This window comes from Streptomyces sp. NBC_00038, assembly GCF_026343635.1.
GTDB lineage: Bacteria > Actinomycetota > Actinomycetes > Streptomycetales > Streptomycetaceae > Streptomyces.
Genome location: NZ_JAPELQ010000001.1, coordinates 2,967,484 through 2,982,134, shown reverse-complemented (window position 1 = coordinate 2,982,134; position 14,651 = coordinate 2,967,484). Strand labels below are relative to the sequence as shown.

At 69.9% G+C, this 14,651-nt stretch carries 12 protein-coding genes; 8 read left to right on the top strand and 4 right to left on the bottom strand.

Annotated elements, in window-relative coordinates; genetic code table 11:
* Positions 1-5: 5 nt before the first annotated feature.
* The 6 genes from OG219_RS13690 (at position 6) to OG219_RS13665 (ending at position 8,022) form a co-directional block, all read left to right on the top strand.
* The gene (locus OG219_RS13690) at positions 6-284 is read left to right on the top strand and encodes a hypothetical protein (protein WP_266826293.1); all 279 of its coding nucleotides are present in this window, start codon (positions 6-8) and stop codon (positions 282-284) included.
* Between the two features lie 238 nt (positions 285-522).
* Positions 523-1,752 carry a sensor histidine kinase gene (locus OG219_RS13685; protein WP_266826291.1) on the top strand — a complete coding sequence of 410 codons (1,230 nt, stop codon included), beginning with the start codon at positions 523-525 and terminating at the stop codon, positions 1,750-1,752.
* The gene (locus OG219_RS13680) at positions 1,749-2,432 is read left to right on the top strand and encodes a response regulator transcription factor (protein ID WP_266465025.1); all 684 of its coding nucleotides are present in this window, start codon (positions 1,749-1,751) and stop codon (positions 2,430-2,432) included. The genes OG219_RS13685 and OG219_RS13680 overlap by 4 nt, the downstream gene beginning before the upstream one ends.
* 168 nt (positions 2,433-2,600) lie before the next feature.
* The gene (locus OG219_RS13675) at positions 2,601-5,741 is read left to right on the top strand and encodes an efflux RND transporter permease subunit (RefSeq protein WP_266826289.1); all 3,141 of its coding nucleotides are present in this window, start codon (positions 2,601-2,603) and stop codon (positions 5,739-5,741) included.
* Between the two features lie 227 nt (positions 5,742-5,968).
* Positions 5,969-7,084 (top strand): glycoside hydrolase family 19 protein, encoded by a 1,116-nt coding sequence (locus OG219_RS13670; RefSeq protein WP_266826287.1) that lies wholly within the window; start codon positions 5,969-5,971, stop codon positions 7,082-7,084.
* Between the two features lie 119 nt (positions 7,085-7,203).
* Positions 7,204-8,022, top strand: a complete 819-nt coding sequence (locus OG219_RS13665) for an NPP1 family protein (RefSeq protein ID WP_266826285.1) — start codon at positions 7,204-7,206, stop codon at positions 8,020-8,022.
* A 62-nt stretch (positions 8,023-8,084) separates the two neighbouring features.
* Here the strand turns inward: OG219_RS13665 and nadA are convergent, their stop codons facing one another.
* Positions 8,085-9,269, bottom strand: a complete 1,185-nt coding sequence (gene nadA, locus OG219_RS13660; RefSeq protein ID WP_266826283.1) for a quinolinate synthase NadA — start codon at positions 9,267-9,269, stop codon at positions 8,085-8,087.
* A gap of 340 nt (positions 9,270-9,609) precedes the next feature.
* On the opposite strand from nadA, the gene OG219_RS13655 reads away from it, so the two are divergent.
* Complete coding sequence (locus OG219_RS13655; RefSeq protein WP_266465040.1) at positions 9,610-9,966, top strand: iron-sulfur cluster assembly accessory protein; 357 nt, start codon at positions 9,610-9,612, stop codon at positions 9,964-9,966.
* A gap of 138 nt (positions 9,967-10,104) precedes the next feature.
* Here the strand turns inward: OG219_RS13655 and OG219_RS13650 are convergent, their stop codons facing one another.
* Positions 10,105-11,664 carry a hypothetical protein gene (locus OG219_RS13650; protein ID WP_266826280.1) on the bottom strand — a complete coding sequence of 520 codons (1,560 nt, stop codon included), beginning with the start codon at positions 11,662-11,664 and terminating at the stop codon, positions 10,105-10,107.
* A gap of 179 nt (positions 11,665-11,843) precedes the next feature.
* Positions 11,844-12,053: a hypothetical protein gene (locus OG219_RS13645; protein WP_266826279.1), complete on the bottom strand. Its 210-nt coding sequence runs from the start codon at positions 12,051-12,053 to the stop codon at positions 11,844-11,846.
* A gap of 146 nt (positions 12,054-12,199) precedes the next feature.
* On the opposite strand from OG219_RS13645, the gene OG219_RS13640 reads away from it, so the two are divergent.
* Positions 12,200-13,174 carry a carbohydrate kinase family protein gene (locus OG219_RS13640; RefSeq protein ID WP_266826277.1) on the top strand — a complete coding sequence of 325 codons (975 nt, stop codon included), beginning with the start codon at positions 12,200-12,202 and terminating at the stop codon, positions 13,172-13,174.
* On the opposite strand, the gene OG219_RS13635 is transcribed toward OG219_RS13640, so the two are convergent.
* Complete coding sequence (locus OG219_RS13635) at positions 13,175-14,557, bottom strand: cysteine desulfurase/sulfurtransferase TusA family protein (protein WP_266826275.1); 1,383 nt, start codon at positions 14,555-14,557, stop codon at positions 13,175-13,177.
* Positions 14,558-14,651: the final 94 nt, after the last annotated feature.

The window sequence follows — 14,651 nt, the reverse complement described above, 5'->3', positions numbered from 1 at the left end:
GCGACATGATCGTACGGATCATGGGGGAGGGGCAGGTGAGGCTGGACGACGTCCACCTCACCGAACTGAACAAGCTGGACGACGAGCTGCTCGCCGAGATCGAGAGCGGCGACGAGTCCGGCTTCCGCCGCACGCTGGGTGCCCTCCTGGAGGAGGTCCGCCGCCTGGGCGCTCCGCTCCCCGACGACGCACTGGAACCGTCGGAACTGATCCTCCCGTCCCCTGACGCGACCCTCGCGGAGGTCCGCGAGATGCTGAGCGACGACGGCTTGATCCCTGGCTGACGGCTGCGGGCGGACGTTTTTCGCCCCCTCCGCCCCTTCCCGTCCCGTTCCTGGGGGCTGCGCCCCCAGACCCCCGCTGTCGCGCTGACGCGCTCGTCCTCAAACGCCGGACGGGCTGAACCGGGCGTAGCCCGGAAGTGCGGGACGGGTAGGGGCGGAGGGGGCGAAAACCCACCCGCCCGGCAGCGCCGGCCGGCACCCGTTCCAACCCCCGCAACCGCCCCGTACCGTGAACGGCGTGAGCACCCCCCTAGAGCGCACGAGGTGCCGAGCCCGCGCCCACCCCTTGGCGGTGGACGCCACGCTCGCCGCAGGCGTCCTCGCCTGCATGCTGGCCGGCTCCTTCGTGGACCCCCACGCGGAGAACGGCGCGACCTGGATCACCCGCACCCCGAACGCCCTCAGCCTGACCCTGATGGTGCTCGGCGCGGCAACCCTGGTCTTCCGCCGCCGCGCCCCGATGACGGTCCTCGCCGCGACGGGCACCGTCTCCCTCGTGGAGCTGGTGGTCGGCGACCCCAGAGCCCCGGTCGCGATGTCCGCCGTCGTTGCCCTCTTCACGGTGGCCTCGGCCACGGACCGCCACACGGCGTGGCGCGTGGGCCTGCTCATGATGACCGTCCTGACGGGGGCCGCGATGCTGGCGGGCCCGCTGCCCTGGTACGCCCAGGAGAACCTGGGCATCTTCGCGTGGACCGGCATGGCCGCCGCCGCGGGCGACGCCGTACGCAGCCGCCGCGCCTTCGTGGACGCCATAAGGGAACGCGCCGAACGCGCGGAGCGGACCAGGGAGGAAGAGGCCCGCCGTCGCGTGGCCGAGGAACGGCTTCGCATCGCCCGCGATCTGCACGACGTAGTGGCGCACCACATCGCCCTGGTCAATGTGCAGGCCGGAGTGGCCGCGCACGTGATGGACAAGCGGCCCGACCAGGCCAAGGAGGCGCTCGCTCACGTACGCGAGGCCAGCCGGTCCGCACTCAACGAACTCCGCGCCACCGTCGGCCTGTTGAGGCAGACCGGGGATCCGGAGGCGCCCACCGAGCCGGCTCCGGGGCTCGGACGCCTCGACGAGCTCGCCGACACCTTCCGCAACGCGGGGCTCCCGGTGGAGGTGGCCCGCGCCGAGCAGGACGCCGGCCTGCCCGCCGCCGTGGACCTCGCCGCGTACCGCGTGATCCAGGAAGCCCTCACCAATGTGCAGAAGCACGCGGGCCCGGAGGCGAAGGCCGAGGTCAGCGTCGTACGGGTGGGACCGAACGTGGAAGTGACCGTTCTCGACAACGGGCCCGGGCAGTCCGCCGAGCACGCGCCGCAGGAGGGCGGCGGGCACGGGCTGCTCGGCATGCGCGAGCGGGTCACCGCCCTCGGCGGGAGCTGCACGGCCGGTCCCCGCTACGGAGGCGGCTTCCGGGTCCATGCGATCCTTCCGGTCAAGAACCTCACGCCTGCCAGGGGGGCCTCCGTATGACCATCCGTGTCCTGCTCGCCGACGACCAGGCGTTGCTGCGCAGCGCCTTCCGGGTGCTCGTCGACTCCGAGCCCGACATGGAGGTGGTCGGCGAGGCGTCCGACGGCGCGGAGGCCGTACGGCTGGTGCGGCAGGAGCGGGCCGACGTGGTGCTCATGGACATCCGGATGCCGGGGACCGATGGGCTGGCCGCCACCCGGCTGATCACCGCCGACCCGGGGCTCGCGCACGTACGGGTCGTGATGCTGACGACCTTCGAGGTCGACGAGTATGTGGTGCAGTCGCTGCGCGCGGGCGCGTCCGGGTTCCTCGGGAAGGGGGCCGAGCCCGAGGAGCTGCTGAACGCGATCCGGATCGCGGCGGGCGGCGAGGCGCTGCTGTCCCCGGCGGCCACCAAGGGGCTGATCGCGAAGTTCCTCGCGCAGGGTGACGGCCTGGACGACGAGCGGGATCCCGCCCGCGCCGAGCGGCTCGACGCGCTCACCGGCCGCGAGCGCGAGGTGCTCGTGCAGGTCGCGGGCGGGCACTCGAACGACGAGATCGCCGAACGCCTCGAAGTGAGCCCGCTGACGGTGAAGACGCACGTCAACCGGGCCATGGCCAAGCTGGGCGCGCGGGACCGGGCCCAGCTCGTCGTGATCGCGTACGAATCGGGGCTGGTACGTCCAAGGGTGGAGTGAGCTCCACCGGGGCGTACTGCGGCCGCAGTAGGAGCCGCATAAGGAAATGGACCTGGGGGCGACGGATCGGCCACCGGTGATGGCTCAGGGTGTGAGGCGGGGCGCTCAGATGTGCCCCTCCTGCCGCGCACACCTCAGAAGCCACCACAGAAGAGAGACCCGCCACCCATGTCCTGGCTGTCCCGATTCAGCCTCGCGCAACGGGCCCTCATAGGTCTGATGTCGATCGTCGCGCTCGCCTTCGGAGCGATCGCGATACCCCAGCTCAAGCAACAGTTGCTGCCCACCATCGAACTGCCCATGGTGTCCGTGCTCGCGCCGTACCAGGGTGCCTCTCCCGATGTGGTCGAGAAGCAGGTCGTCGAGCCCATCGAGGACAACCTCGAATCCGTCGACGGCATCACGGGCGTCACCTCCACGGCCAGTGAGGGCAACGCCGTGATCATGGCGTCCTTCGACTACGGAAACGACACCAAGCAGCTCGTCGCCGATGTCCAGCAGGCCGTCAACCGGGCCCGCGTCCAGCTCCCGGACGACGTCGACCCGCAGGTCATTGCCGGTTCGACGGACGACATCCCGACCGTGGTCCTCGCCGTCACCTCCGACAGGGACCAGCAGGCGCTGTCCGACCAGCTCGACCGGACGGTGGTGCCCGACCTGAAGGGCATCGACGGGGTCGGACAGGTCACCGTCGACGGTGTGCGCGACCTCCAGGTCACCGTCACGCCCGACGCCACGAAGACGGCGAAGGCCGGGCTCACCTCGGCCGCGATCGGCCAGGCGCTTCAGGCGGGCGGCGTGACCGTCCCGGCGGGCTCCTTCGACGAGGACGGCAGCAACCGCACCGTCCAGGTCGGCGGCGGCTTCACCTCGCTGAAGCAGATCCAGGACCTGATGGTCACGGGCGCCCCGGGCAAGAAGCCGGTACGCCTCGCCGACGTCGCCACCGTCGAGGAGGAGCAGGCCACCGCCGACTCCATCACGCGTACGGACGGCGAGCCGAGCCTCGCCGTGAACGTCACCATGGACCACGACGGCAGCGCGGTCGCCATCTCCGACGCGGTCCAGGACAAGCTGGCGGACATGCGCAAGGACCTGGGCGCGGGGGCGACGATCACCGTCGTCAGCGACCAGGGTCCGGCCGTGAAGAAGTCCATCGACGGTCTGACGACCGAGGGCGCGCTGGGTCTCCTCTTCGCCGTCCTGGTCATCCTGGTCTTCCTGGCCTCGATCCGCTCGACCCTCGTCACCGCGGTCTCGATCCCGCTGTCCGTGGTCCTCGCGCTGATCGTCCTGTGGACCCGCGACCTGTCGCTCAACATGCTCACGCTCGGCGCGCTCACCATCGCGATCGGCCGGGTCGTCGACGACTCGATCGTCGTCCTGGAGAACATCAAGCGGCACCTCGGGTACGGCGAGGAGCGCGAGGAGGCGATCCTCAAGGCGGTCCGCGAGGTCGCCGGCGCGGTCACCTCCTCGACCCTCACCACGGTCGCCGTCTTCCTGCCGATCGGTCTCACCGGCGGCATGGTCGGCGAGCTGTTCGGCTCCTTCAGCCTGACGGTCACGGCGGCGCTGCTCGCGTCCCTGCTCGTCTCGCTGACCGTCGTACCGGTGCTGTCGTACTGGTTCCTGCGCGCCCCCAAGGGCACCCCGGCGGACGCCGAGGAGGCGCGCCGCAAGGCCGAGGAGAAGGAGGCGCGCAGCCGTCTCCAGCGCTTCTACGTTCCCGTGCTGCGCTTCGCGACCCGGCGCAGGCTGACGAGCGTGGCGATCGCGATCGTCGTCCTCGTCGGCACGTTCGGCATGGCGCCCCTGCTGAAGACCAACTTCTTCGACCAGGGCGAGCAGGAAGTCCTCACCGTCAAGCAGGAGTTGAAGCCGGGCACCAGCCTGGCGGCGACCGACGCCTCGGCCCAGCAGGTCGAGAAGATGCTCGCCGGCGTGGACGGCATCAAGGACTACCAGGTCACCATCGGTTCGTCCGGTTTCATGGCCGCGTTCGGCGGTGGCACGGACACCAACCAGGCCTCGTACCAGGTGATGCTGGAGGACTCGGCCTCGGCCGACGAGGTCCAGGACCGTATCGAGGAGGGGCTCGGCAAGCTCTCCGGTGTCGGTACGACCACGGTCGCGGCCGGGGACGGGTTCGGCAGCCAGGACCTGAGCGTCGTCGTGAAGGCGGCCGACGCGGACGTCCTGCGCGAGGCGGCCGAAGAGGTCCGTGACGAGGTCGCGAAGCTGGACGACGTCACCGACGTGACGAGCGACCTGGCGCAGAGCGTCCCGCGTATCTCGGTCAAGGCCAACTCCAAGGCGGCGGCGGCCGGTTTCAACGACGCGACGCTCGGCGCGGCCGTCGGTGAGGCGGTGCGCGGCACGACGAGCGGCAAGGCGATCCTGGACGACACCGAGCGGGACGTCGTCATCAAGTCGGCGAAGCCGGCTCGGACGCTCGCCGAGCTGAAGAACCTGTCGCTGGGTGCCGTGAAGCTCGGTGACATCGCGACGGTGCAACTGGTCGACGGTCCGGTCTCCATGACCCGGATCGACGGGCAGCGGGCCGCCACCATCACGGCGAAGCCGACCGGTGACAACACGGGCGCGGTCAGCGCGGACCTCACCTCGAAGCTGGACGCGCTGAAGCTGCCCGCGGGTGCGACGGCGGAGATCGGCGGTGTCTCGCAGGACCAGGACGACTCGTTCGCGGCGCTGGGCCTGGCGATGCTGGCGGCGATCGCGATCGTCTTCATGCTCCTTGTGGCGACGTTCCGTTCGCTGATCCAGCCGCTGATCCTGCTCGTGTCGATCCCGTTCGCGGCGACCGGCGCGATCGGTCTGCTGGTCGCCACCGGCACTCCGATGGGTGTCCCGGCGATGATCGGCATGCTGATGCTCATCGGCATCGTGGTCACCAACGCCATCGTGCTGATCGACCTGATCAACCAGTACCGCAAGCAGGGCTACGGCACGGTCGAGGCGGTCGTCGAGGGCGGCCGGCACCGGCTCCGTCCCATCCTGATGACAGCGCTCGCGACCATCTTCGCCCTTCTTCCGATGGCCCTCGGCGTCACCGGCGAAGGCGGATTCATCGCCCAGCCGCTGGCCGTGGTCGTCATCGGCGGCCTGATCACGTCGACGCTGCTGACGCTCCTGCTGGTGCCGACGCTGTACACCGTGGTCGAACTCCGCAAGGAGCGGCGGGCGAAGAAGAAGGCGGCCAAGCGGGCTGCGAAGTCCGGTGGGACGGCTGCCACCGCTGCCACCGCGGGCGACGAGGACAAGTCACCGGAACCTGCCGGAGTCTGACCTTCCCGCCTCTCGACGGGCCCTGGTCCTGGCGCAACTCGCGTCAGGACCAGGGCCCTTTGGCCATTCTGTGGCCTGTTCGGACGCCGTTCCCAATTGGTCCATACCAGAGCCTTGACGCGGTTTCGTTCACGCCTTAAAACAAGCGGTGAAGGACTTGCGAAGGTTCAACCCCCCTCTTTCGACTCCCCACTTGAGCGCAAAACGGCGAAAGGTATGACATGGGCATGAGAAACGGCTGGAGGCGTGCGGCCTACGCCGCCGCCTGCTCCCTCGTCGTGGGCCTGCTGAGCGTGCTGCCCGCGTCTCCCGCCGCGGCCGCCACCGGCCAGATCAGCGGTCTTGCGGGCAAGTGCATCGACGTGGCGGGCGCTTCGAGCGCCAACGGCACCGCGGTGCAGCTCTACGACTGCAACGGCACCGGCGCCCAGCAGTGGAACGTCGGCTCCGACGGCACCATCCGGGCGCTCGGCAAGTGTCTGGACGTCTCGAACAACTCGACCGCCGACGGCGCGCTGATCCACCTCTGGGACTGCGTCGGCGGCGCCAACCAGCAATGGGTCGTGACGGCCGCCCGCGACATCGTCAACCCCGCTGCGAACAAGTGCCTCGACGTCGCCGGCAACAACTCGGCCAACGGCACCCGGCTGCAGATCTGGACCTGCACCGGCGCCGCGAACCAGAAGTGGACGGCTCCGGCCACCGGCGGTGGCGGCACCCCGAGCGGATTCGTCGTCACCGAGGCGCAGTTCAACCAGATGTTCCCGAGCCGGAACTCCTTCTACACGTACAGCGGTCTGACGGCCGCCCTGAGCGCCTACCCGGCGTTCGCCAACACCGGCAGCGACACGGTGAAGAAGCAGGAGGCCGCGGCCTTCCTCGCCAACGTCAACCACGAGACCGGCGGTCTGGTCCACATCGTGGAGCAGAACACCGCGAACTACCCCAACTACTGCGACTGGGGCCAGTCCTACGGCTGCCCGGCCGGCCAGGCGGCGTACTACGGCCGCGGCCCGATCCAGCTCAGCTGGAACTTCAACTACAAGGCCGCGGGCGACGCGCTCGGCATCGACCTGCTCAACAACCCCTGGCTGGTGCAGAACGACGCCGCGGTGGCCTGGAAGACCGGCCTCTGGTACTGGAACACCCAGAACGGTCCCGGCACCATGACCCCGCACAATGCCATGGTCAACGGCGCCGGCTTCGGCCAGACCATCCGCAGCATCAACGGCTCCCTGGAGTGCGACGGGCGCAACCCCGCGCAGGTCCAGAGCCGCGTCGACGCCTACAACCGCTTCACCGGGATTCTCGGCGTCACGCCCGGAGCCAACCTCTACTGCTGACGGCTCCCTTCCCCGCGTGACCTCACTCGCCACCGCCGCACCTCACGGCGGTGGCGAGTTGGTGCGCCCCCCTGTCCGACCGCAAAAGCAATCCGGTTCCCCCCGATCTAAGGACCGTCATGAACGCCCCCCGCGGCCCCCTCCGCACCGCCGTCCCGCACCGCACGATCCTCGGCGCACTGGCCCTCGCCGTGCTCGGCACCTTCGCCTCCGCCCCCACCGCCAGCGCGAACGAGCCGCTGGAATGGAAGGGCAACCTCAACGACTTCATCGCCGCGGGAGCCCCTGACTGGCAGTTCGCCCGTGCCCTCGGCAACGACACCTGCTGGCCGTCGAGCGCCTTCGTCAACGGTGACCAGCAGGCGCCGCCCGCCGAGCTGAAGCCGTGGCCGGACACCGACTACGGCTGCGCCGCGCCCGGCACCTACTTCCCGACGTACACCACGGTGAAGACCTGCTTCGGCACCGAGGTGCGGGTCATCTACACGCTGTTCTTCCCCAAGGACGGCTTCAGCGGTGTCATCGGCCACGCGTACGACTTCGAGCACGTGGTCACCACCTGGAAGTACGCGGGCGACAACAAGTGGACCCGCTCCTCGCTCCTGCTCAGCTCCCACGGCGGCCACAAGACTCTGTCCGACTGGACCAAGGTCGAGTCGGCCGACATCAACGCCGACAACTGGGGCTACGGCAAGGAGCGGCCCAGCGTCTACGTCGGCTGGGGCAAGCACGCGATGTTCAACAACCAGGGCGGTCTGACGGACTGGCTGTCGCAGACCACCGACAACGAGTACCGGCACGCCGACTACGCGGGGGACAACACCTCGTACGTGATCGTCGAAGAAGGCAGCGCGATGGCCAACAAGTTCGACGAGTACAACTGGGGCAGCGCGAGCAGCGACCCGACGCAGGTCTCGCGGGACCTCTGCAACTACTAGGGCGATGAGTAAGGGGCGTCGGCAATGGCCGGCGCCCCTTACCTACCCAACAGCCGTACGGACTACGGCAGCGCCAGCATCCGCTCCAGCGCCAGCTTGGCGAACTGCTCCGTCTCGCGGTCCACCTCGATGCGGTTGACGAGGTTGCCCTCCGCCAGGGACTCCAGGGTCCACACCAGGTGGGGGAGGTCGATGCGGTTCATGGTCGAGCAGAAGCAGACCGTCTTGTCGAGGAAGACGACTTCCTTGTCCTCGCTCGCGAAACGGTTCGCGAGCCGCCGTACGAGGTTCAGCTCCGTGCCGATCGCCCACTTGGAACCGGCCGGAGCCGCCTCCAGGGCCTTGATGATGTACTCCGTGGACCCCACGTAGTCGGCCGCCTCGACGACCTCGTGCTTGCACTCGGGGTGCACCAGGACGTTGACACCGGGGATCCGGGCGCGCACGTCGTTGACCGAGTCGACCGAGAAGCGGCCGTGCACGGAGCAGTGGCCCCGCCACAGGATCATCTTCGCGTCCCGCAGCTGCTCGGTGGTGAGGCCGCCGTTCGGCTTGTGCGGGTTGTAGAGGACGCAGTCCTCCAGAGCCATCCCCATGTCGCGGACGGCGGTGTTGCGGCCCAGGTGCTGGTCGGGGAGGAAGAGCACCTTCTCGCCCTGCTCGAAGGCCCACTCCAGGGCGCGCTGGGCATTGGAGGAGGTGCAGATCGTGCCGCCGTGCTTGCCGGTGAACGCCTTGATGTCCGCGGAGGAGTTCATGTACGAGACGGGCACCACCTGCTCGGCTATCCCGGCCTCCGTCAGCACGTCCCAGCACTCCGCGACCTGCTCGGCGGTGGCCATGTCGGCCATCGAGCAGCCCGCGGCGAGGTCCGGCAGGACGACCTTCTGGTCGTCGCCGGTCAGGATGTCCGCGGACTCCGCCATGAAGTGCACGCCGCAGAACACGATGTACTCGGCCTCGGGGCGCGCGGCCGCGTCCCTGGCCAGCTTGAAGGAGTCGCCCGTGACGTCGGCGAACTGGATGACCTCGTCGCGCTGGTAGTGGTGGCCGAGCACGAAGACCTTGTCCCCGAGCTTCTCCTTGGCCGCGCGAGCACGCTCCACCAGGTCCGGGTCGGACGGCGAGGGCAGGTCTCCGGGGCACTCGACACCGCGCTCGCTCCTCGGGTCGGCCTCGCGGCCGAGCAGCAGCAGGGCGAGGGGCGTCGGCTGTACGTCGAGCTCCTGGGTCTGGGCGGTGGTCACGACACGCACCCTTTCTGTTCTGCGGCTCGCCGGCTCGTGGGAGCGATCCGGCGGGACATGCGGGACAAGCCTTTTCGTCGAAATGACGTTATCTATCATAACTGCTTCACGTCACTTTGACGACGGCCATAACGTCGATGTGACGTGAATCCCGGACGCCGCTACGGCAGGTGGCGTGCGGGTGTCCGTGGGGTTGTCCACAGGCCGCTGTCCGCGCTTGTGGGCATGTGCGAGCATGAAGGGAGAAGGCAAAGACACGCGCTCGGCCCGGAATGAATCCGCGGCCCCGCCGGTTGGCACTGTCGGCAAGCAGTCTCCGTACAACCCGGGAGAGAAGCAGATGTCCGTATCGGACGAGACCACCACCGTGAACGACGGCATCATGCTGTCCGAGTCGGCCGCGGCCAAGGTCAAGGCCCTGCTCGACCAGGAAGGCCGCGAGGACCTGGCGCTGCGCGTCGCCGTTCAGCCCGGCGGCTGCTCCGGCCTCCGTTACCAGCTCTTCTTCGACGAGCGCTCCCTCGACGGCGATGTCGTCAAGGACTTCGGCGGCGTCAAGGTCGTCACCGACCGCATGAGCGCCCCGTACCTGGGCGGCGCGTCCATCGACTTCGTGGACACCATCGAGAAGCAGGGCTTCACGATCGACAACCCGAACGCGACGGGCTCCTGCGCCTGCGGCGACTCCTTCAGCTAAACCGCGCTCACGGTCGAGCGCCCGGCTCACCGCTGCCCGCGTACGAAGGCGGCGTCCCCCTCCGACAGGGACGCCGCCTTCGCGTGCTCGCAGCCGCTTTTCACGGCCGATTCGGGGACCGCGGCGACCTGGCCGCCGCTACTGCGGCTGCGCCGACTTCTCCACGGCGCCGGCGCCGAGGTCCGTCCCCTTCGGGATCTCCTTGCCGTTCGTCCCCACGACCGTGCGGTCACCGAGCGGCTCGTCCAGTTGCACCGTGAGGTCGATCGCCTTCGCGATCATGATGCAGACCTTGCCCGGCTCCGACGTACCGGTCACGGTGACCGTCACCTTGCCGGAACTCTCGCTCGCCGAGGCCGCGTACTTGCTGCACACCCCGCCCCAGAAGCTCACGGTCAGGTCCTTGCCGTCGGCGGTGTAGCCCTCCACCTTGACGTCACTGGACGTGGTCGACCCGGTCAGCGAAGGCGTGGGGGCCGGGGTCGGGTCCTGGGCGGCCTTCGGCGAGACCAGGTACTGCGGATCGACCGCCGGATGCGTCACCGTGAGGACGTCCTCCGCGCCCGCGGACCGCACCTCGAACAGCCAGGACGGCACCAGCGCCTGCCGCCCGTCCACCGAGTGCACCGCCAGCCCGAACGTGGCCTTCTCGACGGTCACCGACGCGGGCGACGGTGGCACGGTCGACGCCTCGCACGGCACCTCGTCCCGGTCCTTCAGCGGTACGGGGCTGGCGCAGCCCCCGATGCCATTGGCTCCGCCGCCCGAGGCCGACGCCGCCCCGTTCATCAGGTCCAGGGTCTCCTGCGCGGTGATGACGGGGTACGTGTCCCCCTTCACCGGCGCCTTCAACTGGCCGCTGCCGCCGAGGATCTTGCCCTCGGAGCTGACCTGGATGCCGGTCGTCCAGCCGTAGGTCGGCAGCCCGCCGAACACCGGGTCCGCGTTCACCACCCGCACCCGGTCGTCGTTCATGAGCTGAGTGGCGTCCAGCTTCGCGTCGTCCTGGCCGACGGCCTTCAGTACGGGGGCGGCCGCCTTCTTGGCCTCCTCCTCGCTCACCGCCCCCGGACGCAGACCGGCGAGGCCGCTGGACCCGACCGGGACACAGCGCTTGTCCTTGGGGCAGTTGTCGGTCCCCGGCAGATACGAGCTGTACGTCCAGGTCCCCGGCGAGACCTTGCTCACCCGAAGGTTCGGCTCCGCGGCGTCGTTCGTGGCGCCGACCGTCCAGTCGGCCCCGTCCGTCCGGGGGGTGCCCGCCACTCCGAGCGCCTCGGCCAGCCGCGCCACCTCGGCCTTCGTCACCTCGCCCTTCGCCGTGTACACGGGCGCGGAGTCCGGGCCGTCGGGGAGCTCGCCGTCCACGCGATAGGTCGCTCCGTAGGGGTTGGGCTCACCGGGCGCGATGCCGTTGGTGTCGCCCGTACCGCCGTCCGTGTCACTCGCCCCGTTCTCGGAGTACCCGTCGAGGGCGAGTGCCGGGGGAGTGCCGTCGCCGCCGGGTGTCCCGGAGCCGCTGCCGCCGTTCCCGCCGCCGGACGCGGTCGTGGCGAAGTACGCCCCGCCGCCCCCGACGAGCAGGACCGCGGCCGCGACCGAGGCGACGGCCACCGGGGAATGCCGCCGGCGCGGCTTCGCCGTCTCGCCACCCTCGGCGGAATCGGTCGCCTCGTTGTCCGGTCGCTCGGTGCTCACCGCATCGCTCCTTCGGCTCCACTGCTGTCCAGACGACCCGGCCCGTTCAATACGGGGCGCCGAAAAAGGGCGCTGAGGGTCGTATACCGCATCCCCTTTACGGGGGACAGCGATGGGACGCAGCGGGGGAGCGCACGGTTCCCTGTGAGCGCTGTTTCAGCCCGCCTTTTCCAGGTTCGTCAGTCGCCGTAGTCGGACATCGCGTCCAGCAGCCGGGCCGAAGTGGAGGGCACCGTCACACCGTGGATGAGGGAGGGCGGGACGGGGAGGACGGTGACAGGGGCGGGCGCGGTCCAGTGCTCGGCCATCCGCGCGCAGTCCCCGCGCAGTGAAGCCAGATCGCCTTCGAGGTCTTGCGGAGCGGTGCCGTGGACCTTCAGGTTTGTCATAGCGGCACCGTAGGCACGGTTCAGCCCGCGAAGAAAGATCTACTATCGGGTAGTTTTTGCCGCTTCAAAGCCCGCGCGTCGACCGGGTAGCGTGAACTGTCAACGCCAGCCCTTCCACATCCCCCTCGCAGGAGTGTGTCCTCGCCGTGCGTATCGCAGTCACCGGCTCCATCGCCACCGACCACCTCATGACCTTCCCCGGCCGTTTCGCCGACCAGCTGGTCGCGGACCAGCTGCACACGGTCTCCCTCTCCTTCCTGGTCGACAACCTCGACGTACGCCGAGGAGGGGTCGGCGCGAACATCGCCTTCGGCATGGGCCAGCTCGGCACCAAGCCGATCCTGGTCGGCGCGGCGGGCTCCGACTTCGACGAGTACCGCGCCTGGCTGGACAGGCACGGCGTCGACACCGGCTCCGTACGCATCTCCGAGGTGCTGCACACCGCGCGCTTCGTGTGCACCACGGACGCCGATCACAACCAGATCGGCTCCTTCTACACGGGCGCCATGAGCGAGGCCCGCCAGATCGAGCTCAAGGCGGTCGCGGACCGCGTCGGCGGTCTCGACCTCGTCCTCATCGGCGCGGACGACCCCGAGGCGATGCTGCGCCACACCGAGGAGTGCCGCACCCGGGTGATCCCCTTCGCGGCCGACTTCTCCCAGCAGATCGCCCGGATGAGCGGCGACGACATCCGGATACTGCTGGACGGCGCGACGTACCTCTTCTCGAACGAGTACGAGAAGGGCCTCATCGAGTCCAAGACCGGCTGGACCGACGAGGAGATCCTCGGCAAGGTCGGCCACCGCGTGACGACCCTCGGCGCGCAGGGCGTACGCATCGAGCGCGCCGGCGAGGACCCGATCGAGGTCGGCTGCGCCGAGGAGGAGCGCAAGGCCGACCCCACGGGCGTCGGCGACGCGTTCCGCGCGGGCTTCCTCTCCGGCCTCGCCTGGGGCGTCTCCCACGAGCGCGCCGCCCAGGTCGGCTGCATGCTCGCCACGCTGGTCATCGAGACGGTCGGCACGCAGGAGTACCAGCTGCGCCGCACCAACTTCATGGACCGCTTCACCAAGGCGTACGGCCATGACGCCGCCGCCGAGGTCCAGGCCCACCTGGTGTAACTAGGACACCCGGCGGACCACGTACACAGAGCCGTGGTCCGCCGGCTCCTCCCCGACGTACTCCTGCCCCCGCATCTCGCACCACGCCGGAATGTCCAGGCGCGCCGCCTCGTCGTCCGCCAGCACACGGACCGTGCCGCCGACCGGGACGTCGCCGATGACCTTGGCCAGCTCGATGACCGGGATCGGACACCGCCTGCCCAGGGCGTTCACGACGAGCGAGCCGGAGGCGGCGGGCGTCTTCGCCGGCGCGGCCGGGGCGCCCAGCTTCTCCCGTACGGCGGAGACCGCGGCCGGCAGCACCGACAGGAACCGGTCGACGTCCGCCTCCGGGACGCCCGGCGGCAGCGACACCCGGACATTGCCCTCGGTCAGGACACCCATCGCCTTCAGGACATGGCTGGGCGTCAGCGTGCTGCTCGTGCACGAGGAACCCGAGGAGACCGAGAAGCCCTCCCGGTCCAGTTCGTGCAGCAGGGTCTCTCCGTCGACATAGAGACAGGAGAAGGTGACGACGCCGGGCAGCCGGCGTTCCGGGTCGCCGACCACCTCTACGTCCGGGACCAGTTCGGGCACCCGCAGCCGGATCCGGTCCGTCAGTTCCCGCAGCCGCGCGCCCTCCACGGCCGCCTCGGCCCGCACGGCCCGCAGCGCCGCCGCCGCGGCCACGATCCCGGGAATGTTCTCGAACCCGGCCGCCCGCCCCGACTCCCGCTCGTCCACGGGCCCTTGGGGAGCGAACCGCGCGCTTTTGCGTACGACGAGCAGCCCGACCCCCGAAGGTCCGCCCCATTTGTGGGCACTTGCCGTGAGCAGGGACCACTCGCCCTCCACCCGGCCCCAGCCCAGCGACTGCGCCGCGTCCACCAGCAGCGGTACGCCCGCAGCCCGGCACGCCTCGGCCACCGCGGCCACCGGCTGCTCCGTGCCCACCTCGTGGTTGGCGGACTGCAGACAGGCCAGCGCCGTGTCGGGACGCAGGGCCGCCGCGTACACCGAAGGGGACACCGCGCCCGTACGGCCGACCGGAACCTGGGTCACCGACCCGCCCGCCGTCTCGTGGACCTCGGCCGAATGGAGCACCGAAGAATGTTCGACCGCTGACACGATCAGGTGGCTTCCCACGCGCCGTCGCCCGGCCAGCGCGCCCGCGATCCCGGAGTGCACCGCCCGCGTACCCGACGAGGTGAAGACCAGTTCGTCCGGGCGACAGCCCACCGCGTCGGCCGCCGCCTCACGCGCCGCGTCGAGCAGCAACCGGGCCCGCCTTCCCTCCCTGTACAGACGTGCGGGATCCGCCCACCCCTCGTCAAGGGAGGCCTGCAGGGCCTGCCGGGCAACGGGATGGAGAGGAGCGGCGGAAGCAGCATCGAAGTAGGACACACAGCAACGCTAAATCCTCCGGTCAGGTGGGCGCCCCCATAGGGGCGCGGGGAACGGCGCGATCAGCCACAACGAACGAGCAGCCGCCATACGA

Coding starts and splice junctions, on each gene's coding strand:
- OG219_RS13670 (WP_266826287.1), top strand. CDS start 5,969: ATGAGAAACGGCTGGAGGCGTGCGGCCTACGCCGCCGCCTGCTCCCTC.
- OG219_RS13680 (WP_266465025.1), top strand. CDS start 1,749: ATGACCATCCGTGTCCTGCTCGCCGACGACCAGGCGTTGCTGCGCAGC.
- OG219_RS13655 (WP_266465040.1), top strand. CDS start 9,610: ATGTCCGTATCGGACGAGACCACCACCGTGAACGACGGCATCATGCTG.
- OG219_RS13665 (WP_266826285.1), top strand. CDS start 7,204: ATGAACGCCCCCCGCGGCCCCCTCCGCACCGCCGTCCCGCACCGCACG.
- OG219_RS13645 (WP_266826279.1), bottom strand. CDS start 12,053: ATGACAAACCTGAAGGTCCACGGCACCGCTCCGCAAGACCTCGAAGGC.
- OG219_RS13675 (WP_266826289.1), top strand. CDS start 2,601: ATGTCCTGGCTGTCCCGATTCAGCCTCGCGCAACGGGCCCTCATAGGT.
- OG219_RS13690 (WP_266826293.1), top strand. CDS start 6: ATGATCGTACGGATCATGGGGGAGGGGCAGGTGAGGCTGGACGACGTC.